Genomic DNA, 22,723 nt, shown 5'->3' on the forward strand with positions numbered 1-22,723 from the left:
TCAGAGATGAGCCGAGCTTGCCGACACGGAGGTCGAGTGTGAACGGTCCTGGTCCTACCGAAGTCGCGATCCGCGTCGCTGAAGAAGCGGACCTCGACGCGGCAGCCGAACTGTTCCGGCTGTACCTCGACTTCTACGAGGTGCAGCCGCAGGACCCGGACCGGCCGCGCGCCTTCATCGCCGAGCGGCTGAAGGAGCGGGACTCCCTGATCCTGCTCGCCTCCGCCTCCGCCTCCGAGGCCGGGGCCGGGGCCGGGGCGCTCGGGTTCGCGCAGGTGTATCCGATGATCTCGTCACTCGACATGGCACCGTCCTGGCTGCTGAGCGACCTGTACGTGCCCCCCGCCGGCCGCCGCCGCGGTGTCGGCAGGGCGTTGGTGCGCGACGTGGTCCGCAGGGCGCGCGAGGCCGGGATGAGCGGGGTGCAGCTCGACACCGCCTACGACAACCACACGGCCCAACACCTTTACGAGGCCGAGGGATTCACCCGCGACCCCTTCCACATCTACCTCCACGACCTGCGCCGAACCGACGGCCACACGACCTAGGGCCTTCCGTCGTCAGCCGAAGTCGTCGGGGACGATGTGGAGTTTCTCCGCGATACGGGCGAGAGCTTTCTGGTCGGTCGTGTTGAGCGAGTCGAGGACGGTGCGGCGAACCGAGCGCAGGTGGGTGGGCGCCGCCAGACGCACGATGTCGAAGCCGGCTTCAGTGAGTTCGGCGAGGGTGTAGCGGCCGTCGGCCGGGTCGGGTGTCCGTACGACCCAGCCGCGCTGTTCGCAGCGTTTGACGACGTTGGACAGGCGGGAGAGCGACCCGCTGGCGAGGAAGGCGAGTTCACCCATCCGCAGCTTGCGCTGCGGGGCCTCGGAGAGATGGCTGAGCACGAGGTACTCGAACAGGGTCAGGCCGTGTTCCTGCCGTAGCGGCGACTCCAGCTTGCCGGGCAGCAGCAGGACGAGTGAGATCAGCCCCGTCCACGCCGCCTTCTCCTGCTCGTCGAGCCATCGCAGCTCCTCGTCGTCCACGACGTCCTCGTGTCCGCCCGTGTCGCTTGTGCGCCCTGCCGTGTCGCTCATGGATCTTCCTTCCCCTCCCGCGAAGCCCGTCATGACTTTGCGCTTGAAGTCATCGCGCGCTAGTCTCACTTTACGCGTGAACTCATCGGAGTGAAAACGCACCCCTGCGAACAGGAAGAAGAAGCATCATGAGCACCGTCACTTTCGGCGTCACCCCGGGCTTCGGCGAGAAGCTGCACGCGGCCCTCGGTTACAGCGGGGCTGTCCGCGTAGACGACCGGGTCGAGATCTCCGGCCAGGCCGGGGTGGATGACGACCTGGTCGTCCCCGACGCGCTGGAGGACGAGATCGTCCTGGCCTTCGACAACGTGGAGCGCACACTCGCCACGGTCGGCGCGACATGGAAGGACGTCATCCACATCAACTCGTACCACAAGGTGGCGCCGGGAGATGACGTCATCGGCGACGACCACAACGGGGTCATGGCCGAGCAGTTCCGCCGTCGCCTCGACGGCCGCGCGCCGATCTGGACCGAGACCGGTGTGACGGTCCTCGGCCTCGCCGCGATGCGCGTGGAGATCCGCGTCACCGCCATCGTCGGCTCCGGGAACTGAACCACCGGTGGGCGGCCATGCGGTGGTCGCTCCACCGGGCAGCGGCTAGGCGGCGCGCAGGCCGCGCTTAGGCGGCGCCTCGCCAGATCGTCAAGTCGCCGTCGAGGAAGGCGAGGTCCGGGATGGCGGTCGACTTCGTCCCGACCACGAACAGCGCGATGTCCCCCGCCGGGTCCTTGATGCAGATTTCGGTGCCGCGTGCTGCGGCGGCGAGCGGGAGGCGGTGCTGCTTCGAGTGGTTGACGATGAGACGGCACTCGTCGAGGGTGGTACCCGGGTCGCCGAAGATCTGGACGAACAAGCTCGCGTCGCTCTCCAGCGCACAGTCGTAGGACCGGCAGCCGAAACGGATATCTCCCTTGTCGGCCTTCGTTTTTTTGCGTGGGTTCTTGAGGCTCAACGGCTCCTTCGCGTCCAGCGTCACCTGGCCGTACCCCTCGGGTCGCGGATCCGAGGGCGACGCCGGGGAGGACGGCGAACTGCCGGCCGCGTTTTCACCGGCGCCCACAGCTCCCGAGGACTTCGAGGAGTCCGCCGCATCCCCCGCATCCCCCGAATCTCTCGACCTTCCGGAATCCGACGAGGATCCGCGCGTGGAGGCCGGCGAGGACGCCGACGAGTCGGCGGTGTTCCGGTGATCGTCGTCCCGGCCCGTCGCGTCCATGACTCCCCAGGCCAGGAGCCCCACCAGCAGCACGCCTCCCACCACACCGGCGGCCGTGAGCAGGGCGGTACGCCGCCTGCGTACCTTCTGGTCCTCCAGCGTCGGCGATATCCACCCGGCCGGGGGGTACGGGGATCCGGTGAACGGCTGCGGGTGCACCGGGGTGGGGGCCGACACCGGCGCCGGCACCGCGATCTCCGGCCCGGTGATCTCCCGCCACACCGCAGGACCACCGCCCGCGTCGGCCGCCGCCAAGCGCTGACGGCACCACTCCACGACCTCCGCCGGGGTGGCCCGCTCCGCCGGATCGGCGGCCAGGCAGCGGGCGAACAGCGGACGCAACGGCTCGGGCAGCAGGTCCAGTTCGGGTTCCGAGTGCACGATCCGGTACATGACCTGGACGCCCGAGCCTTCGCCGTACAGCGGCCTGCCCAGTGCGGCGAACGCCGCCGTCTGGGCGAGGGCGAAGATGTCGGTCGCCGCCGTGACCTCGTCCCCCGACGCCTGCTCCGGGGCCATGAAGGCGGGCGTGCCGATCGCGTTTCCGGTCGCCGTGTACGCGGTTCCGTCGGCGGCCGTCGCGATACCGAAGTCGATCACCCGTGGCCCGTCGGCCGCCAGCAGCACGTTCGACGGCTTCAGGTCCCGGTGGACGACGCCCTCGGCGTGGATGGCCTGCAACGCCTCGGCGACCCCTGCCATCAGCCACAGCACCGCGGGCACCGGCAGCGGACCGTTCTGGGCCACCGCGTCCGTCAGGGACGGCCCGGGCACATACAACGTGGCCAGCCAGGGCGGTACGCCGTCGGCGTCGGCATCGATCAACTCGGCCGTGTACGCCCCCCGGACCCGCCGGGCCGCCTTGATCTCCCGGCCGAACCGCCGCCGGAAGTCCGGGTCGTCCGCCAGCTCCGGTCGTACCACCTTGATCGCCACGGGCCGGCCGCCGTGGGTGTGCGAGAGGTAGACCCGTCCCATACCCCCCGCGCCCAGCCGGGCGGCGAGCCGGTAACCGGCCACCACCAGCGGGTCGCCCGCCTGAAGGGGCTGGAAAACATTCGTCGCGTGATCCATCGGCCTGCTCCCCCCGTTCTGACGCATGGGCCAACGCCAGCAGCCTAACGGGCACGATCATGACGCGGCGGGACCGGGGCGGGGGCGTTGAAGCGGCTGCCACGAAGATGAGAAGCCCCGGGCCGACGTGGACCGGGGCTTCTCGTCGACGACTGTCGCAGTCAGTGGCAGGCGTGCTGCGTCTCGGCTGTTTCCTTCAGGCGGTTCACCCAGTCCCTGAGGCCCGTGTCGAGGCTTGCCTGGTTGCCGGGGATGTCGGCTTCGGCGGGGGCGCCCGACCAGGACTCCTGCGTGGTGGCGATCACGCCGCCCTTGACCGGTTTGAAGGTGAACAGGTGTACGCCGGCTATGCCGTTCACCGGTGCGGCCCAGGCAGTGCACCGTTCGGTCCTGACCTTCTTGACCGTCGAGGTGACGTGCATGCCCTGCGGGGACCATTCGAAGACCGAGCCCGGCCGCAGCGGTCCTGGGGTCTTCTTCTGGGCCGGGGTGATCTCCGGGATCCACGAGGACCAGTTGTCGATGTCCGTGTGCAGACGCCAGACCGTCTTCGGCGACGCCTTGACGAAGACACTGGCCGTGCTGATCACGGGGGCGTGCTTGTCGACGGTCAGGCCCCGGCATTCCTGGAACGTACGGGCACTCGGCCGCGCCTCGTCCGCCACCGCGGCCGGCTGGACGGCCAGCGTCGCCGTCGCGCCGAGGGCGGCGGCACCGATGCCCATGAAAAGCCTGCGTCGTGTGGTGATCAGCATTGTTCGCTTCTTTCGGTGTGTGGAGATCGGTGTGTGGAGAAGGTGGTGTGGCGTCTGCGAAAGGGGGTGTGAGGTGTGGGGTGTGAAGTACGGCGGTCAGGCGGCAGCCAGGCGCCGGTGTTCCAGGACCGTGGCCACCGCGTACGCACCGCCACCCGCGACCGTGAGGACCAGGTACAGGCCGGGCGTGCCGAGGAGGAGGGCGGCGGACGAGGTCAGGGCGAGCCAGGTGCCGAGGCTGTAGTGGAGGAGGTTGCGGCGCACCGAGCCTTCCGCGATGTAGATCAGGCCGACGACGAGGCCGGATCCGGCGGGCCAGAGCATGTCGGCCAGGTCGGGCACATCGGTGGTGGCGGTGAGTCCCGTGATGGCCAGGAAAAGGGCGGCGAAGGCCACGACCCAGGCGAGGCCGAGGAGCCTGCCGCTGAGCACTTCCGGCTGGTCTGCGCCGCGTTGGGCGCGGAGCGCGGCGATCGTGGCGTACACCGTGCCGATCGCGAGACCAATCCCGAGCAGCGTTGTCGGCAGCCACTCGGGCAGCCCGACCAGGGGGTCGTCGCCCCGGGAGAGTGCTGCGGCGCCGTGCCCGAGGAGGTACGCGAGCCCGAAGGAGATGTACGTGGCGCGGTTGTCGATCTGACCGGGGCCGAGGCGGGGGGCGGGGCGGGGGCCGGTGCCGGCGCTGTCCATGGCGGCGGGGCCGGCGATACGCGTGGCAGCGGGATCGGTCGCGGCGGCAGCGGCCGTGGCGGGGCTGGTGGGGGTCATGGCGGTGTCTCCTGGGCAGGGGCGAGGGTTCACACGAGGTGGGACAGGGATACGGCGATGCGCTGGACGATGTCCGCTGGCCAGGGGAACGCCGTGGCGACGGCCCGCTGGTGGGCGAGTGCGTGCAGGCCCAGCCACAGCGCGACCGCGTCGGCGGCCGGGTCGGTGCTGGTGCAGTGCCCCGCGGCGACGCAGTCGCCGATGGAGTCGGCGAGGATCCGCATCGGCTCCTCGCCGACCGTTTCCTCACTCCCGGACCCGGCGAGGGGGTTCCACGACCCGCCGAACATGACGCGGTACCGCTCGGGGTGGTCGTGGGCGAAGGCGAGGTAGGCCAGGCATACGGCGCTCAGCCGCTCCCGTGGATCGTCGCCCGCGCGGTCGAGGGCGGCCCTGATCCGGACGGAGAGTTCGGCGAAGGCCTGCCGTACCACCTGGAGCATGAGGGCCGGCTTGTCGTGGAAGTGCGGGTAGATCGAGGGCGCGGCGATGCCCGCTCTGCGGGCGACGGCCCGCAGGGTGACGGCGCGTTCGTCGCCGCCCTCCGCGTCGAGCAGTTCGGCCGTGGCGGCGAGGATGTCGGCGCGTAGCCTGCCGCCCTCGCCCCGCCGGTTCCTCGGCCGGACCCTGGACGGTTCGGCGGCTGCCCCCGTACCCGCAGACGACTCCGCGCCCGCGTCCGCACCGGTCCCCGCTTCCGCGTTCATGCCTGGTGCGGGTCAGGTACGAGGATGACCTTGCCCAGGACCGTACGGGACTCGGCGAGTTCCAGCGCCGACGCCGCCTCGGTCAGGGGGAGTTCCGCCGCGATCTGCGGAACCAGGGAGCCGTCGGCCACCAACCGCAGTACCTGGGCGAGGTCTTCGTTCAGCCGCCGCTGCCACATCGCCCGACGGCGGCGGCCCGCCCAGTAGTTGTAGAAGTGCGCGCTCCTGCCGTTGGGCAGGGAGTTCCACGCCGCGAGCCGCGCGAACACCTTCAGCACCGGGAGTTGCGAGTTGCCCTCGTCGTCCTTCGTCGCCGCCGTACCGTACGAGACGAGTGTGCCGCCGCGGCGCAGCAGCCGCCACGACTGTTCCAGGCCGGCGCCGCCGACGTGGTCGAAGACCGCGTCCACGCCGTCGGGTGCGAACTCCCGGATCTTGGCGTACATGTCGGGGTCGCGGTAGTCGACCGGCGTCGCGCCCAGCTCGCGCACGGTGGCGTGGTGGCGCGGCGAGGCCGTGCCGATCACGGTGATGCCCGCGTGCCGGGCCAGTTGTACGAGGGTGGAGCCGACGCCGCCGTTGGCACCGAGCACGACGACGGTCCCGCCGGTGCGGACCTTGGCCGTCCTGTGCAGCATCTGCCAGGCGGTGATGCCGTTGACGAGTACGGTCTCGGCGGCAGCCGGGGAGACCCCGTCGAGCACCGGCATCAGGTCCTCGGCGTCGACCACCAGATGGCTGGCCCACGCGCCGGTCTTCGTGACGGCCGCGAACCGGCGTCCGGCGAGCGCGGTGTCCACACCGGGCCCGGTCGCGGTGACCGTACCCACCACGTCGTACCCGGGCACGAAGGGGAACGGCGGCTGGTCGTAGTACTTGCCGCGCCGCATCTGCTGCTCGGCGAACGCGACTCCGGTCGCCTCCATCCGCAGGACGACCTGCCCGGCTGCGGGGTCCGGGAGGTCGCGGGTGGTGACCCGCAGACCGTCCGGCTCGACCTCACCGGGGAGGACGATCTCGGTGACGTGGGTGACGAGCGTCGTTGTGTTCATGAGAGGTCCGATCGGTTGGGCGGGACCCGGTCGGCCCCGCTTGAACTTACGACCGTAAGGCTACGCACGTTAGGGGGTGTGCGCAAGAGGCAACGCTCGTAAGGTTCAGAGCGTAAGGTGAAGCCATGAGACCCGATACATCAGCAGCAGCGACGCGGAGCCGCGTTCGCAATCGCCGCGGGCAGGGCGATCGGCTGCGCGACGAGATCGTGACGGCGGCGGTCGACCTGCTCGACGAGGCCGGTGACGCGGGCGCCGTCACCCTGCGCTCCGTCGCCCGGCGCGTCGGGATCGCGGCCCCGTCGATCTACCGGCACTTTCCGGACCAGCCCGCCATCATGCTGGCCGTGGTGCGTAACGCCTTCGCCGAGCTGGACGAGCAGTTGGGCGCGGCGGACACTGCTGCGGGCACCTCCGCACAGGCTGCCGCGGACACCGCCACGGGCACTGCCGTAGAGGCTGCCGCGGACACCGCCGCGAACCCGGCTGAGCACTCTGCCGCGAACCCGGCTGAGGACTCTGCTGGCGACGCGCCCCGTGAACGGCTGACGGCCCTGTGCCACAGCTACTTGGCGTTCGCCCGCGCGCACCCCGGCCGCTACCGCGCCATGTTCGGCGGGCTCTGGACACCCGACCTGGACGCGAGTTCCGTGACCGAGGAGGACGTGGCGACCCTCGGTCAGGCCAGCATGCGGCGGCTCGCCGAAGCCCTCGGCGGCTGTGTCGCCGCCGGCCGCGCGACCAGCACCGATCTGGCCGCCGACGCGGTCGCGCTCTGGCTCGGTCTGCACGGTCTCGCCCACCAGCAGGCGGTCGCCCCCTCCTTCCGCTGGCCGCCGGACATCGCCGAGCGGGTCATCACCGCGCTCGCGCACTTCACGGACGTACGGCCGCCGGCGTAGTGGCCGGGCCGCTTCCGAGCCTCCGAACAGGACGGACGACCCGTTCGCGGCGATGATGTGAGGGGACGGACAAGCCACCGGCGTGGACATCGGACGCCAGATCGGCAGGCATCGATGGAACGGACGCCGGAGCCGCTGTTCACCGTGGACGACGCCGGACGGGTCACCTCGTGGAGCGACGCCGCCGCCCGGCTCTTCGGCAGTCCTGCGGTACGGGTACGGAACCGTGGCGCGGCGGAGGCCGTCGCCGGATCCGGCGTGCCACTGCGCGCGGTGCCCCGGCCGGATGCCGAAGGGTGGGAGATCTACCCGTACGACGGCGCCGGCTCGGGACAGCGCGCCGCCGGCCCCGACCTGGAGGGCGCGCTCGTACGGGCGCTCTTCGCCGAGTCGCAGCTGGGCCTGATCGTCCTCGACCAGGACCTGCGGCTCGTACGGGCCAGCGCCGCGGCCCGGGCGATGTACGGCGACTCGGCCGACAAGCTCCTCGGCAGACCGCTCGACGAGGCGTACGACCTGGAGGACCCGGCGCGGGAGGTCGCGGCGGCCCGCGAGGTGCTGAAGACCGGGACACCGGTGTTCTCCCGGCTGGTCACGAGTTTCACCACGGTCCGTCCCCGCAGGCGGCAGTACTACTCCGTCTCCGCCTTCCGCCTGTCCGGGCCGCACGGGGAGCCGCTCGGACTGGCCATGACGCTGCTGGAAGTGACCCGCAGGGAACGCGACCGCGAGCGGGCGGACTGCGTCTCCCGGGTCCGCGAACTCGTCGGCCGCTCCCTCCAAGTGACGGAGAGCTGCCAGCACTTCGCCGACGCGCTGGTGCCCGATTTCGCGGACATCGCTCTCGTCACGCTCACCGAACAGGTCGCAGGTGGCGATTATCCGCCGTTGCGGCCTGTGGACACCGAGAAGCTGCTGCTACGCCGCGCTGCTTTCCGTACGAGCGGGTCCGCCGACGCAGACGTGGAGACCGGTATCGGCATCGGCATCGGCATCGGTGAGGTGAGCGCCGTCGGGGAGGAGGCCGCGGTCAACAAGGCGCTGCGCGAGGAGCGTCCGGTACTCGTACGGGCGGGCGCCGACGACGAGAGCGGTGACGGCAGCCGCACCGACCCCGCCGACTCCCGGGCCCAGGCCCGCGCCCACACCATGATCGTGGCCCCGCTCACCGTCCGCGGCCGGGTGCTGGGACTGCTACGGCTGCTGCGCTGCGGCGACTCCGAGCCGTTCACCAGGGACGACCTGACGGCCGTCGCGGACAGCGCCACGCACGCGGCGCTCTGCCTCGACAACGCGCGCCGCGCCGCGCACGACCGTGCCCTGGCCTCGACCGTGCACCGCAAGCTCCTGCCGAAGCGGCCCAGTCCGCAACTGGGCATCGACACCGCGTACGTGGCGCTGTCACCCAGTTCGGAGAGCCACACGTGGTTCGACGTCATCCCGCTGTCGGGCGCCCGCTGCGCGCTGGCCGTGGGCGAGGTCGACGGCGCCGGGGCGCATGCCCTCGCCATCATGGGACATATGCGTACGGCCCTGCGCGCCCTCGCCGACCTGGAACTCGAGCCGGACGAACTGCTCGCCCGGCTCGGCGACACCGTGACCCGGCTGTCCGACGACCAGCGGACGACGGGCCCCGCCGACGCACTGACCGCCAGCTGCACCTTCGCCGTCTACGATCCGGTGGCGCAGGCCTGCCGCGTCGCCTGCGCCGGACAGCGCGGGCCCCGGGTGATCGGCCCGGACGGCCGTGTCGACCGGATCGACGCACCGGTCGGTCCGCGCCTGGGAGCCCCCGACACCGCGCCGTTCGCGATGGCGGGCCGTAACCTGGAGAGCGGTACGACCCTCATCCTCGCCGGTGACGACCTGGACCAGGCGCTGAGCACGGAAGTCGTCAGCCGGCTCCTGGCCGTGTACGACTCGGCGCAGGACCTGGCGGACGGCCTGTTCACCCGGCTGGCAGCCAGTCCGCGCCACACAGGCACCGCGCTGCTGGCCCGCACCCACCAACTGTCGTCCGACAACACCGCCGTGTGGGAACTGCCCCAGGAGGACCGGGCCGCCTCCGAGGCCCGCCGGCTGACCCGGCGCTGGCTGACCGGACTCCCCCACCCCGTCTCCGACGACAGCGTCGACTCGGCGGGCCTGCTGGTGAGCGAGCTGGTCACCAACGCGGTGCGGTACGGCACGCCGCCCATCACGCTGCGGCTCATCCTCGACCAGTCCCTGACGATCGAGGTGGGCGACTCCAGCACCGTGACCCCCGACCTCAGACACGCCAGGGTGACCGACGAAGGCGGTCGCGGGCTGTTCATCGTCTCGCAGATCACCCACAAATGGGGCACCCGCCGCTCGTCCAACGGCAAAACCATCTGGGCCGAACAGCCCCTGGAAGACGAGGACTGAGCCCCGCGCACCCGCCCGCCGCCGGTGCTCAGTGGGCCCAGGACGTGAGGTGTTCGCTTACGTAGGCCGCCAGTTGTGGCGGTTGCCCGGTTCCGTCACCGTCAGGATCTCCGTGGCGGGGCCGATCGTGGCGCCGAGTTCTTCCAGGCTCATGCGCGGCGCGGCGCCGGTATCGGGCCCCGGGTCGCGATCGCGGGAGGCGTCTGCCTCTGCGTCGGGGGGCGTTCCCGTACGCGTAGTGCCAGGAGCGCCGTGTCGTCGCTCGCCCAGTCGCCGGTGTGCGCGGCCAGGACGCGGCCGATGTGGCGTACGGTGCCCGCCGCGTCCATGCCGTGGCAGGCGGCCAGGGCAGTGGCGAGGGCCTGGTCGCCGAAGACCGGGCGGGGGCCGCCGGGGACGATGGGGCGGGGGCGGGCCTCCGGGGCGCCGTCGGTGTAGAGGAGCAGGGTGTCGCCGGGGGCGAGGCGGAAGCGTACGTCCGTCAGGTCCACCTGCGGCAGGACGCCGAGCAGGCTGCCGCGGCGGCCGGTCCGCTGGACGCGGCCGTCGGCGCGCAGGATCAGCCCCGGCGGGTGTCCCGCCGTGCACAGCCGGCCCGAGACGCCCGTGGCGGTGGTGCGGAACGTGGCGTAGGCGGCGGTCAGGAAGCGTTCGCCCTTGCGCTGTTCGAGCAGCGCGGTGTTGAGGTTGTCCAGCACGGTCGCCGGCGACAGATGCTCGGTGGCCTGGGCGCGCAGCGTGTAGCGGGCCAGCGCCGTGACCTTGGCGGCCTCGGTGCCTTTGCCGCAGACGTCGCCCATCACCGTGCACCACCACGGGCCGCGCGCCTGGAAGAGGTCGTAGAAGTCCCCCACGACCGCGGAGCCGCCGGCGGCGGGGAGGTAGGACGCGGCGGCGTCCAGGCCGGGTATCGAAGGGAGGGCCGGGGGCAGCAGGCTGTCCTGGAGGCTGCGGGCCAGTTGGTTGGAGGTCGTCAGCGCGGCCCGGGTGTTCTCCAGCGACGTGCGCAGGTTGATCTCGTTGCTGACCGCTCTGGCCAGGGTTGCCAGCGTGGCCAGTTCGGCGGGCTGCCAGGGGTGCGGGTTCTCGTCGATCACGCACATGCTGCCCACCACCTCGCCGCCCGGCGCCAGAATCGGGTAGCCGGCCCACGCGCCGATCTTCATCGGCGCCACCGAGGGGTGGTCGCTGGTGCGCGGGTCGGTCGCCGCGTCCGCCACGGCGAACGGCGCGCCTTCGAGGCCGACCAGGAAGTAACAGAAGCTCTCCCGCGCCGCGTTCTGCCGTCCGGCGATCTGCTGGATGTCCACACCGACGCACGACTTCCAGAACGAACGGCGGTCGTCGACCAGGGTGATGAAGGCCCGCGCACACCCGGTCACCGCACCGGCCAGCCGCGCCAGATCGTCGAACTCCCGCTCGGGCCCGGTGTCCAGCAGGCCCGTCGCCGCCACCGCCGCAAGCCGCCGCTCGTCGGACAGGGCCGCCGGCAGACCGTCGCCGCGCAGCCCGCCGGGGAACGTCACACTTTGCACCGCAGGACCCCTCCCCCCGCCCGGCCGCGACCGGCGAAACCCGGCGCCGCCGGTCCGAAACCCGGCGCCGCCGGCCCGGCGCCACCGGTCCGCCGCACGCGAGCCAAGACTCGGCGCCGCCGTCACCGGCCCACGGCAACAGTAGCCCGCGCGCGAGTACGGCGACCCCCTGCCGAGGGTACGGACTGCCTCCGCAGAACCGTTTCTTTTGGCACCGAGGGTTCACCGAAGGCCGACCCGGTGTTCACCACCGACCGCCAAGTTCAGGGGTATGGCTTCAAGACCCTTCTCACGCAAGCGCACCCGGATCGCCATAGCGATCACCGCCACCGTTGCCGTGGCGGGCGCAGGTACGGCCGCGGCTCAGGCCGCCGGCTGGCTGTCGGCACCCTCGCACGACTTCCGCGCGACCGCCGACTCCTTCTCCGGCCACGGCAAGCTGACCGGCAACGTGCTGCGCAACGACCACGGCGCTACCGCGGTCGTACGGCACACCGCCCCCTCCGACGGTACGGCGACGGTCGAGGCGGACGGCTCGTTCACGTACACACCGAAGCCCGGCTTCAAGGGCACGGACACCTTCACCTACACCACCACCGACGCCGTGGAGCTGTTCAAGGACACGCAGTCGAACGGGGCCCCGCTGCCGCCGCTCGGACACGTCGCGGGGCCCGGCGGCACCACCACCGAACTCTCCGGCGAGGGCTTCGGCTCGTCGCTCGCCCCGGTGCCCGGCAAGCCGGGCCGCTTCTACGGCCTCACGGACCGCGGCCCCAACGCCGACGCGCCCGACGGCAACAAGTCCGAGATGCTGCTCGACTTCACCCCGGAGATCGGCGAGTTCAAGCTCGTCGACGGCAAGGCCCGGCTGGTCAAGACGGTCACGCTGAAGGGGCCGAAGAAGCTCGGCGGCACGAAGTACAGCGGCCGACCGCCGCACGACACGAGCGAGGTCATCGACGACGTCGCCGCGACGAACGCCAACGGCGGTACGCCGGTGCCCGTCGCCAGGGACGCGTACGGCTACGATTCCGAGGGCCTCGTCGCGCTGCGCGACGGTACGTTCTGGGTGTCGGACGAGTACGGCCCGTACGTCACGCACTTCGACGCCAACGGCTACGAGCTGGGCCGGCTGACCCCGTACAAGAACAGCCCGGACAACGCGCACCACAAGATCGTCGGATATCTCCCCGCCGAACTCGCCAACCGCGTCAAGAACAAGGGCATGGAGGGCCTGACGGTCACGCCTGACGGCAAGACCCTGGTCGGCGTCATGCAGTCCGCGCTGCAGCAGCCGGACCTCGGCGCCACCAAGGCCGCCAACGTCTCGCCCAGCCGCATCGTCACGATCGACCTGCGCACGTACCGGTCGAAGCAGTACCTGTACCTGCTGGACGACCCGGGCACCACGGGCAACGCCAACAGCGAGATCACCGCGCTGTCCGGCACGAAGTTCCTCATCGACGAACGCGACGGCAAGTTCCAGCCGTTCGCGCAGAAGAGCCTCTACGAGCTCGACACCAACGGCGCGACCGACGTCAGCGGCCTGACGATCGGCGGCAAGTCCCCCGAGGCCTTCGTCGGCGCCGCGGGCACCAACGCCGCGCTCACCGCGCTCACCGGCGCGGGCGTCAACGTCGCGCAGAAGCAGCCGTACGTCAACGTCGGCTCGCTGGTCAGCCAACTCGACCCGACCGGCCGCTTCTTCGCGCACGACAAGATCGAGGGCGTCGCCACGACGGACGCGGGCAAGACGCTATACCTGTCCAACGACGACGACTTCGGCATCGACACCATCGCCGTCGACCCCGACGGCAAGTGGACCGTCCACCAGAAGGTGCTGCCGTCCACGGGCAAGACCGACAACGGCGAGATCCTGAAGGTCGACACGACAAAGCTCCCGGCGGTCCTCAAGACCGTCACGGTAACCATCCGCGTGCGCTGACCCGCCGCGTACCGCCACTCCCCGCCGTCGGGCCCGCCCAGCCAACTGGACGGGCCCGACGGCGCGTCGGCACGGTGCGGGGCGGCTCAGCCCACGCGGTCGGCGCCGAATTCGGACGCCTCGACGCTGCCGGTGCTGGACAGGGAGTTGTCACGCATCTTCCACATGCCCACCAGGGGCGGGGTCGGCAGCTGCTGGTAGTCGGGGGCGACGAAGTACATCGAGCCGTCGCTCCACAGAGCGAGGTAGGACGTACCACTCGGCGTGCGGGCGGCGATCAGGCGCTCAGGGGCGGGGTGCGGGCCCGTCCACCGCGCCGCCGTGAGGACCGGCTCCTGCCCGAACTGCTGGGTGGCCGCGGCGTGGAAGTTCGCCACGGACGCCTCGATGCCGGCATCCGAATGGAACTTCCGGCCGATCCGTACGACAGGACCGGCCGACTGCTGCTTGCGTCGTCCGAAAAGCGGCATGACGCCTCCATGATGTCGTGGTGTCGGCCGGCGCGGTCCCAAGGACCGCCGGAAGAGTTCGCGACCTCGGCGAACGCGCCGTACCACTCGGATCATCGCCTGCCGTCACAGCGCCGGCAGCGGAATCGAGTTCCTCTGCCCCGCTCTGCGGACGCCCCGGCCCTCCGGATGGCGTACGCCTTTTCATTGCGGCCGGCGGCCTCAGACGCCGACGTGGTGATGGGCCGCCCACGCCGCCGGGGCGGCCGCATAGCGCCTCTTGAGATGGCGGGCGGTACGGGAAAGGGCTTGGGCCGGGTCGCCGTCGGTGCGGGCCAGCTCGGTGTAAAAACGGCGGGCGGCCGTTTCGGCCACGGCGTCAGGGACGCGCCACTGGGTTCCGATCACGCCGGAGAAGCCCACGAGCTGGAACGCCGCAGTGAGATTGATCGACTCATCCACCAACTCCCGTACTGTATGTGCGGTTTCGCAGGCAGACAGGTAGGCCAGGCGGCCCCATCCGTTCCGCAGTGCGGCGATGTCGGCGAAGGTCAGATCGATGTCCGGGAGCAGGAAGCGGCTGTCCCCGGGATCCTCGGCATCCGCCTTGGCGTGGAGTGCCAGGTGCAGGTACGAAGAGGTCACCAGCGCACTCGTCAGGACCGAGCGGTCGCAGTTCCCCGCGTCGAGCGGATCGACACCCAGATAACGCGCGGCCGCGTGTACCTCCCGACGCGCCGCCGGGAGCATCGGTGCGTCGATCCCGTCGCCACTCGCGTGGATCACAGCCGCACCACGGGGCACGGCGTCGTCGCCCGGCAGCACCGCTGACGCGCGACGCCGACTGTGATGCAGTGCGGTCACGGTAGGGCTGTACGAGGAGACCGTCAGGTCCACCAGCGACTCGCCGGAGTCGGCGGCGGTGGCGGCGTGCAACGGCAACTGGCACAGCGCCTGGGTCGGCACCCACCAAAGACGCGTGGCAGAACCGGGCGGGCCCAGCTCGGCGAGGACAGGGGCCGCCACCTCCCGCCACAGCAGGTCGAGCACTCCGCCGAGTCTGGCCTCGGCGGCCTCGACGTCGCCCCGATCGGCGCGGGGATCCAGCGCGGTCACCGCGTCCCGGTGGAACTCGACGGCTGTACGGTCGAGTTCCTCGGCGGTCAGCCCCGGCAGGGGTACGTGCCGCAGGCCACCGGAGGTGAGAAGGAGAGCGTCGCAACGGTAGGAGCTGACGTTCACGACGACGACCGGACCCTCGGCCGCCTCGGCGAGCAGTGCGGTGGTCTCCGGCGGACGCCGGAAGCTCGCCAGGCCGGGGAGCGCGGTGATCCGGCTGGTCACCGCCGCCAGTTCGGCCTCCAGGTCCCGGCGGCGTTCACGGTTCCGCTCACTCCCAGGGGCGTGCCGGGGCACGCCGCCCGCACCGCCCCGGAGCGGCGACGGTATCGAGGGGAGCGGCGACCGGACCGTATCCAGCTGGTCCAGCTCGTCGCGCAGCTCCTCGAACCGGTCGGCAAGGGCGGCGTCCGCCTCCCGCACCTTCGCCGTGTCGCCCCTGATGCCCAGGGTGCGGTGGAGCAGCACTCCGCGCCCGAGTTCCAGCAGGCTCATCGCCCGCTCCGGCTCGGCGCGGGCCAGCCACATCGCGGCCGCGTCGGAGGCCAGTCCGGAGAACTCGGCCAGCCATCGTTGCGCGTCGGGCCGCTCCAGGCGCCGGGGCGCCGCGTCCGGCAGCAGTTCGACGGCTGCCGCGAAGGCGGTGGCCGCCTGTTCGAAGTCGCCCTCCCGGGCGGCGAACTGCCCCCATGACCGTGCCGCGTGCAGCCGGACGGTGGGTCCGGCGGCCTCGCTCAGGGCGGCGGCACGCAACGCGGTCAACACCTCGGCGCGGTCCCGTGGGTCACCACGGTTCTCGTAACGGCTGTTCACAACGTAGGCGAGGTTCGACAGCGACTGCCCGCCTCCGGGATCGTCCTCGGGGGCTTCGTCGACCAGGGTCCGGGCCAGCTCGACCGCCTCGTCCACGTCGTCCTGCCCGCCCAGGGCATGCAGGGCGAGAAGGAGGCTGGTGCGGATCGCGGCGGCCGCAGGGCCGTCCCGCAGGGTGACGAGGGCACGGCGAGCGACGGCGACCGCGTCGGCCGCGGCGTGCTCCCGCTGCGCTGACGACACCTGCAACGATGTCACCAAATTGGCCAGGCGGAGCGAGAACTGCGGATCGGTGACGCTGTCGACCGTGGCACCCTTGCGCAGTTGGCCGAGCGCCTCGTCCAGCGCGTCCTGGTCGCCGGTCAGCTCGTACCACGCGTGCAGCGCGACACCGTAGGAGTTCGTCAGGTTGGCGAGCGTGCCGGGCCGCGGCCCGGCGTCGAGGGCGTCACGCAGCAGGGCCAACGCCTCGACAAGGTCACCGCGGGCGCCTTGCCAGTCGTACCGCTCGGCCAGCGCACCGGCCAGGTTCCCGAGCAGACCGGACCGGGCGGGGCCGCCACGCGCCAGTCGCACCGCTTCACGCTCATGGTCGATGCCTTCGTCGAGGTCGGCCAGATCCCCGAAGCGTACGAACCGGTTGAACAGGGCGCCGCCGAGATTGCTCAGGCGCTTGACGCGGGTCGGTGTGGCCGCGCGACGGCGCACGGCGGCGCGGCTCCGCTCGATCGCCGCGTCCAACTCAACATCGGTGCGCAGGAGTCGGGCGCGTTCGCCCACCGCCGCCCCCAAGTTGTTCAGGTGCATGCCGGTATCGGGATGGTCGGCCCGGATCAGCGCAAGCGCCTCCTCGTGCAGCCGGATCGCCTCGTCCAGGTCGGCCCGCTCCCCGGTCGCCTCGTAGCGGATCAACCGCGTGACGCCGAGATGCCCCAGGCGGGCCGCCCTGTCCTCGGGCAGGCCGTCCGCGGTTTCCGTACCCCGCTCACCGAGTGCGATCGCCTCGTCCAGCACGTCGAGTTCGCGGGTCAGGTCGTAGCGCTCGCGCAATACGTCCGCCAGGGTGTCGACCGCCTGCGCCTTCCGCCCTTCGTCGGATCCGGCCACGGACTCCGCGAGCCGCGCCGCCGATTCGGCCTCACGGGACACGTCGAGGTCCCCGTACTCGTCCGCCCATACGCTGAGCACGGCTGCGGAGATCTGCGCCACGTCACGGCTGCGGGGAGCAGCGGCCATCGACTCGCGCACCAGGTCCACCGCCTCCGTCAACGCGCCGTCCGGGAGCGCGAAACGGCACTCGACAAGGGTCCCGGCGAGCAGGCAGCGTCGCTTGTGGATCTCGCTGTCGGGACCGGCACCGTGGCTCTCCGCCAGCGCGCTGCGGCCGGCGGCAACAGCCTCGGCGGCAGTGCGGGGATCATCCGTCGCCGCGAAGCCGTAGCGCAGGATCTGGGCGAGTTCCGCGAATTCCTCGACCGCTTCGAGGCCCAGTTCACGGCGGTGTCGCACGGCGTCTCTGGCCGCCGTCTCGGCTCGTACCAGATCGTGGGCGTCACCGGTCCGCTCGTACCGCAGCCGCCAGTCGTTGGCGACGTGCAGCGGTGAACCACCCTCAACGGCAGGGGAGTCGGTCACCGGACCCGCCGGTGCCTCGCTCACTGCCCGCCCGGTCGCGTACCGCTGTCCTGGGATGCGGCCTCCGTACCCGTCACCGCGTCGTCCGAAGTTGTGTCCTCGCCCGCGATGACATGGATCAGGGTGACCACCCGCTCGCGGAGGACCTTGGGCGGCGGGACGTCGGCGGAGTCACGCATGCGCTCGACCCGGTACGGGCTGAGCATCTCCAGGGCGGCGGTGGCGGCGTCGACGGCGTCCGCGTCACCCGAGCTCCATGCGTCCGCGAGCCTGTCCACGATGCCGGCGGGACGCGCCCAGTTCGCCGGAGGAAGCCGCCACTCCTGGAGGTCACCGAGCACTTCGCATGCCCGGGTGAGCGTCTCGTCGTCCATGCCCGAACCGGGTGAATCCCCTCTAGACTGCATGGACTTACTCTAACCAGCGCTTCGCGCGACGCAGAGGTGAGCTGTCACGTGTCCGAACCCGCGGTGGTGCAGCAGGAAGTCGCCGCCCACCTTTTCGTGCCTCTGGACAGTTCGCTCACCGATCAGGGCCTGAGGTCGTTCGCCGGAATCTGGAACCGGTTCCGGCAGCGTCAGGGAGCGGATGAACCGGTGACCGCCTGGATTCCGACCCGGATTCCGGACCACCTCCCCGACGCGCCACTGCACGGCTCCGTACCGGTGGCGGCCGTGCAGGCCGACAAGCGCCTCGACCAGGCGATCGTGCGCCGGGACCACGAGATCCTCGGTCTGTCGCTGCTGCTGGGCGCAGCTCCGGGGCGCACCTGGCCGGATCTGCGCCGGCGACTCGACGAGCTGGTCGGTCCGCTCGGCCCCGCACACCTGGGCGGGGTGACCTTGCTGCTCGGGAAGAAACCGGACGCCACGGCGGGCAAGCTGGAACTGTCGGAGCTGGGGACGCGGGACGAAAGGGAATCCATGCGCAACCTGTCGCTGCTCGGCACCGTTCCGGAGGACAGTCTGCTCGGCGCGTGGGCGTGGTCGAACGGCGACGCGACCGAGATGCCCGTGTTCGTCCGGTACTTGATGCATATGACCTCCGTCCGGCACCAGTTGGCGGGCCACAGCCGTCTCGCCGACGGCGGCTCACGGGCCTTCCTCCGGCCGCCGTACGGCGGCGGAGGGACGGACCGGGAACTGACAGGTCCGGCCGAGCAGCTGAGAGCGACCCGCCACTCCGTGGAAAGGGCATGGGACAACGCCTGCCGCGCGCTTCGGGTCTGCGACCCGGCCGGTGACACCCTCGTCGCGACCGAAGTCCTCGATGACGACCGGAACTTCGTCGGCTGGTTCACCGAGGTACTCGACGACGAACTGGCGCAGGTCGAACTGGTCCGTGACAAGCAAGCGCCGGACGTTCCGGAGCGCACGGAGCAGCCCGAGGAGGCGAGCCGTGCCGAGCCCTCACACAGCGCAGAGGCTCCTTCCCGGACCGAGACGATGCCCGCCGTGCGGCGCATATCGTCGGAACGGCCCGTACGGGTGCTTGTCGTCGCCGACGAGTGGTTCTCGAAGGAGGGCGGTCTGAGTACGTTCAACCGGCATTTGTGCATCGCGCTCGTGGCGGCCGGAGCCGATCTCTATGTCCTGGTCGAGAAGTTGTCCGACCAGGAGCGTGCCCACGCGGCGCAGCACGGGGTACGGCTGCACAACGCAGCCCGCCCCGGCCATATCGGCGCTGAGACGCTGATGCGCCGCCCTGACCTGCCCGGCGGATTCGAACCCGAACTCGTCATCGGCCACGGCCGGGTCACGGGACCGGCGGCGAGACAGCAGTCGGAGGACCACTTCCGGGGCTCGAAGCGGCTGCACTTCCTCCACGTCGAGCCCGATCAGGGGGAGTGGTACAAATTGCCCGGCGAAGTCGACGTGGGTGCCCACACCGCCGCACGCACCAAACGGGAGTTCGATCTGTGTCGGGGCGCCCTGCGGACGGTGCCGGTAGGAGCACGGCTGGAGAATGCGCTTCTCAGAGAGCGACATGCGCGCAGACATGAAGCCCTCGGGCCGCCGTTGCGGATCTACCCCGGATTCGACACCGGGACCCCGGTGACCGGGCCACCGCCGCCCGAAGCCGTCCCGCAGATCCTGCTGATGGGACGGCTGGACGTGGCCGGCGGCAAAGGACTGGACATCGCCTGCCGGGCACTGGGCAAGGCCGTGCCGGAAAGATCTCACCCCGGGAGATGGGAACTGGTCGCCCGGGGAGTGCCGGAGGGAGAGTCCCACGCATTCCGCACCATGGCGGAGAAATGGATCGACAACCCCGCCGTGCACGTCATCCCCCGGCCCTACAGCTCCGATCCGCAGGAGGTGATCGACGATGTCGCGCGGGCCAGTCTGGTGCTCATGCCGTCCCGGGCCGAATCGTTCGGCCTGGTGGGACTGGAGGCGATCACCGCAGGAGTGCCCGTTCTGGTGAGCAGCAGGAGCGGCCTCGGCATGCTGCTCACCGAGACGTTGCCGCCCGACCAGGTGGAGCGGATGGTGATGGACGTGGGCGCGACGGCCCGCGAGGTGAAGAACGACGTCACTCGCTGGGCGCGGGCCATCAGCAACATGATGTGGAGCGTGTCCGGGGCATTCCAGCAGGCGGCGGAGGTACGCAAGACGATGGCCGACCGCGTGACCTGGCACGCCGCCGCTACCAAGTTGCTGGACTGTGCGCGGGAGTCGGCGCCGCCCACGGACTGACGGCCGGCGTCTTCCCTGAAGGGCGCCGACTCCGGAAATCAATGGGTCTGCATGGTGGCGGTCCTCCTGTGGGCAAACCGGCGGGGGCCTTCCTCGGCGGCGTCGGTGCTCACGGGAACATGCGGAACCGCTGACCTCGCGGCTGTTCTGGACGACACTGGAAAGGTCTGGAATTCGCGGTGCGGAATCACGAACGGCGCGCGGAGGAACGGTGTCGAGCGACATGTCCCGGCAGGACGACACGGACCCCGCGGCGCTCAGACAGCGGCTGGCCGCCGAGCTGGCCCGGGCCGTGGTCCGCGCCGAGAAGCGGCGGGGCCGTGCGATCGACCGTCACGAACTGTCCAGACGGCTCAGCGTCTCCCCCAGCAGCGTGTACGCCTACCTCAACGGCACGACGCTCGCGAGCGTCCGGGTCTTCGACGAACTGCTCTCCGCACTCGGTGTGACAGGCCCGGAGGCCGGCAGGCTGAGTACGCTGCGGGACTCCGCCGACACCGCCCGGCGGCTGCGTGCCACGAGAGCGGGAGCAGCACCGCCGCTGCCGCGAGTGCCGCACCAACTTCCCCTCGCCAGGCCGGGATTCGTGGCCCGGGAGGCCGAAATCGACCGACTCGACTCGTTGCTGGAGACCCAGGACGCCGCCGACGCGAGGTCCACGGTGGTGGCTGTAGTCGAGGGCACGGCCGGGGTCGGCAAGACGTCCCTCGCACTGCACTGGGCCCGCCGCGTCCAGGACCGGTTTCCGGACGGCCAACTGCACGTCAACCTGCGGAGCTTCAGCTCCGAGGCACCCATGGACCCCGGTGAGGCGCTGCACGGCTTCCTCCAGGCGCTCGGTGTCGCACCCGCCGCCGTTCCAGCCGATCAGGCTGTCGCCTCGGCGCTGTTGCGGACCCTGCTGGCCGGCCGGCGCATGCTGCTGTTGCTGGACAACGCCCGCTCCGCCGAGCAGGTGCGTCCGCTGATTCCGAGCGACGCCGGATCCGTCGCGGTCGTCACCAGCCGCAACCGCCTCGACGGCCTGGTCGTACGGGAGGGAGCTTTGCGGGTCAGCCTCGACGTACTGCCCCGGCACGCCGCCCGGGACCTGCTGGAGCGCCGGATCGGCACGCAGGGTCCGGCCCTCGAACCAGCCGCGACGGACGAACTGGTCGACCTCTGCGCCCGGTTGCCCCTGGCGCTCAGCGTCGCGGCGGCGCGCGCGACGATGGCTCCTGCGAGGTCGATCGGCCACCTCGTCACCGAACTCCGCGAGGCGCAGGCCCGGTTGGACGTCCTGGGACTCCAGGACGCCGACCTCGACCTCCGGACGGTGTTCCAGGGGTCGTACGCGCTCCTGCCTCCGGCAGCGGCCCGGTTGTTCCGGCTGCTCGGCTGCCACCCCGGTCCGGACGTCGACGGTCTCGCGTGCGCCGCGCTGATGGACGAGCGGACGCCCCCGCGCGTGCTGCTCGACACGCTGAGCGCGACCCACCTGGTCGAGGAGCAGACGCCGGGCAGATTCGCCCCGCACGACCTGCTTTGGCTCTACGCGAAGGAGCTGACGGAGTTGGGGCCCGCCGAGGAGCACCGCGCAGGGACCGAGCGCCTGTTCCGCCACTACCTGGACTCGGCCCGGCTGGCCGACCACCATCTCGAACCGTGGAGGCCGCCGCTGACCCCGGCGGGCCGGCGGACAGGTACGGAGCCGCCCGTCAGCGACCACGTCCAGGCCATGGCGTGGTTCGAGGCCGAACTGGCCACGCTCCAGAACGTGATGACACTGGCCGCTGTCACCGACAGCTTCGAGGCGTACGCCTGGGAGCTGGCCAGGGCCTGTGCGGTGTACCTGCGCCGGTCAGGGCGTCGCGTCCAGCGCGCTTCCGTCCACAGCCTTGCCCGCGAGGCCGCTTCCCGCGCCGGAAACCGGCTCGCGTGGGCCACCGGCACCCGCCAGTTCGCCGACGCCCTGTCCCGGCTGCACCGCACCGAAGAGGCCCTTGACCTGCTGTTCGCGGCGCTGCGCGAGTGCCACCGGCTCGAGGACCGCGAAGGGACACGCGAGGTGCGGCTGTCTCTCGTACGGGTGTACGCGTCCCGTGGCGACCACCGGCGCGCACTACCGCACGCCAGGCTGGCCCTGGCAATGGCCGAACAGACCCGGGAACCGCTGGCCCTCGCCGAGGGCCTCACCGCCCTGGCCCAGCAACAGGAACAACTGAACCACCACGCCGTCGCGCTGGAGCACGGGAGACGGGCCCTCGACCTGTACACGGAGCTGGATCACTTGGACGGCCGTGCCGGGATCCTGCTCAGCATGGGACGTGCGGAGCAGGGGCTGGGCAGGCATGCCGAGGCGATCGGCCACTACGAGTCGTCCCTGGCGCTCGACCGACTGCTGGGCGACCGGTACCGGGAAGCGCACGCCCTGAACCATCTGGCCGACGCCCGGGCGGAACTCGGCCACCACCAGGACGCCCGTCGGCTGCTCGATGAGGCGCTTGCCCTCTTCGACGAACTGCGTCATCCGGACGCCGCACGGGTACGCGCCCAACTGCGGCGCACGCATGTCCCCTAGGGTCTGA

Annotated in this window: 17 protein-coding genes; 7 read left to right on the forward strand and 10 right to left on the reverse strand. The window is 71.2% G+C overall.

The window, feature by feature from the left end; genetic code table 11:
* The first annotated feature begins 38 nt into the window (after nt 1-38).
* Nucleotides 39-548 (forward strand): GNAT family N-acetyltransferase, encoded by a 510-nt coding sequence (locus tag OHS57_RS18350; protein ID WP_328582683.1) that lies wholly within the window; start codon nt 39-41, stop codon nt 546-548.
* A gap of 12 nt (nt 549-560) precedes the next feature.
* Here OHS57_RS18350 and OHS57_RS18355 read toward each other — a convergent pair whose 3' ends face one another.
* Nucleotides 561-1,079, reverse strand: coding sequence for a MarR family winged helix-turn-helix transcriptional regulator (locus tag OHS57_RS18355; RefSeq protein ID WP_328582684.1), 519 nt, complete (start codon nt 1,077-1,079; stop codon nt 561-563).
* 128 nt (nt 1,080-1,207) lie between these two features.
* On the opposite strand from OHS57_RS18355, the gene OHS57_RS18360 reads away from it, so the two are divergent.
* Entirely contained in the window at nt 1,208-1,633 is a 426-nt protein-coding gene (locus OHS57_RS18360) for a Rid family hydrolase (RefSeq protein WP_328582685.1), read from the forward strand.
* 67 nt (nt 1,634-1,700) lie between these two features.
* Here the strand turns inward: OHS57_RS18360 and OHS57_RS18365 are convergent, their stop codons facing one another.
* From OHS57_RS18365 to OHS57_RS18385, 5 genes are all read right to left on the reverse strand, one after another.
* The gene (locus OHS57_RS18365) at nt 1,701-3,371 is read right to left on the reverse strand and encodes a serine/threonine-protein kinase (protein ID WP_328582686.1); all 1,671 of its coding nucleotides are present in this window, start codon (nt 3,369-3,371) and stop codon (nt 1,701-1,703) included.
* 161 nt (nt 3,372-3,532) lie between these two features.
* Nucleotides 3,533-4,126, reverse strand: coding sequence for an SRPBCC family protein (locus OHS57_RS18370; RefSeq protein WP_328582687.1), 594 nt, complete (start codon nt 4,124-4,126; stop codon nt 3,533-3,535).
* Nucleotides 4,127-4,222: 96 nt separating this feature from the next.
* The gene (locus tag OHS57_RS18375; protein ID WP_328582688.1) at nt 4,223-4,894 is read right to left on the reverse strand and encodes an ABC transporter permease; all 672 of its coding nucleotides are present in this window, start codon (nt 4,892-4,894) and stop codon (nt 4,223-4,225) included.
* 29 nt (nt 4,895-4,923) lie between these two features.
* Entirely contained in the window at nt 4,924-5,601 is a 678-nt protein-coding gene (locus OHS57_RS18380; RefSeq protein WP_328582689.1) for a TetR/AcrR family transcriptional regulator, read from the reverse strand.
* Complete coding sequence (locus OHS57_RS18385) at nt 5,598-6,653, reverse strand: medium chain dehydrogenase/reductase family protein (RefSeq protein WP_328582690.1); 1,056 nt, start codon at nt 6,651-6,653, stop codon at nt 5,598-5,600. Before OHS57_RS18385 ends, OHS57_RS18380 begins: the two co-directional genes overlap by 4 nt.
* 125 nt (nt 6,654-6,778) lie before the next feature.
* Here OHS57_RS18385 and OHS57_RS18390 point away from each other — a divergent pair, with 125 nt between their 5' ends.
* Both OHS57_RS18390 and OHS57_RS18395 read left to right on the forward strand, forming a co-directional pair.
* Nucleotides 6,779-7,555, forward strand: a complete 777-nt coding sequence (locus OHS57_RS18390) for a TetR/AcrR family transcriptional regulator (protein WP_328582691.1) — start codon at nt 6,779-6,781, stop codon at nt 7,553-7,555.
* Between the two features lie 114 nt (nt 7,556-7,669).
* On the forward strand, nt 7,670-9,961 hold the full coding sequence (locus OHS57_RS18395) for a PAS domain-containing protein (protein ID WP_328582692.1): 2,292 nt from the start codon (nt 7,670-7,672) through the stop codon (nt 9,959-9,961).
* A 149-nt stretch (nt 9,962-10,110) separates the two neighbouring features.
* On the opposite strand, the gene OHS57_RS18400 is transcribed toward OHS57_RS18395, so the two are convergent.
* Complete coding sequence (locus tag OHS57_RS18400; protein WP_328585100.1) at nt 10,111-11,487, reverse strand: PP2C family protein-serine/threonine phosphatase; 1,377 nt, start codon at nt 11,485-11,487, stop codon at nt 10,111-10,113.
* 280 nt (nt 11,488-11,767) lie between these two features.
* Here OHS57_RS18400 and OHS57_RS18405 point away from each other — a divergent pair, with 280 nt between their 5' ends.
* A complete protein-coding gene (locus OHS57_RS18405) occupies nt 11,768-13,441 on the forward strand; it encodes an esterase-like activity of phytase family protein (protein WP_328582693.1) in 1,674 nt (557 codons plus the stop codon).
* An 86-nt stretch (nt 13,442-13,527) separates the two neighbouring features.
* On the opposite strand, the gene OHS57_RS18410 is transcribed toward OHS57_RS18405, so the two are convergent.
* From OHS57_RS18410 to OHS57_RS18420, 3 genes are all read right to left on the reverse strand, one after another.
* Nucleotides 13,528-13,911 (reverse strand): hypothetical protein, encoded by a 384-nt coding sequence (locus OHS57_RS18410; RefSeq protein ID WP_328582694.1) that lies wholly within the window; start codon nt 13,909-13,911, stop codon nt 13,528-13,530.
* Nucleotides 13,912-14,112: 201 nt separating this feature from the next.
* Nucleotides 14,113-17,481: a CHAT domain-containing tetratricopeptide repeat protein gene (locus OHS57_RS18415; protein ID WP_328582695.1), complete on the reverse strand. Its 3,369-nt coding sequence runs from the start codon at nt 17,479-17,481 to the stop codon at nt 14,113-14,115.
* On the reverse strand, nt 17,478-17,864 hold the full coding sequence (locus tag OHS57_RS18420; RefSeq protein WP_328582696.1) for a CATRA system-associated protein: 387 nt from the start codon (nt 17,862-17,864) through the stop codon (nt 17,478-17,480). The genes OHS57_RS18415 and OHS57_RS18420 overlap by 4 nt, the downstream gene beginning before the upstream one ends.
* 66 nt (nt 17,865-17,930) lie before the next feature.
* On the opposite strand from OHS57_RS18420, the gene OHS57_RS18425 reads away from it, so the two are divergent.
* On the forward strand, nt 17,931-20,156 hold the full coding sequence (locus tag OHS57_RS18425; RefSeq protein WP_328585101.1) for a CATRA conflict system CASPASE/TPR repeat-associated protein: 2,226 nt from the start codon (nt 17,931-17,933) through the stop codon (nt 20,154-20,156).
* A gap of 211 nt (nt 20,157-20,367) precedes the next feature.
* Nucleotides 20,368-22,716: an ATP-binding protein gene (locus OHS57_RS18430; protein ID WP_328582697.1), complete on the forward strand. Its 2,349-nt coding sequence runs from the start codon at nt 20,368-20,370 to the stop codon at nt 22,714-22,716.
* The last annotated feature ends 7 nt before the right edge of the window (nt 22,717-22,723 follow it).

Origin of the sequence: Streptomyces sp. NBC_00370 (assembly GCF_036084755.1) — a bacterium.
Taxonomy (GTDB): domain Bacteria; phylum Actinomycetota; class Actinomycetes; order Streptomycetales; family Streptomycetaceae; genus Streptomyces.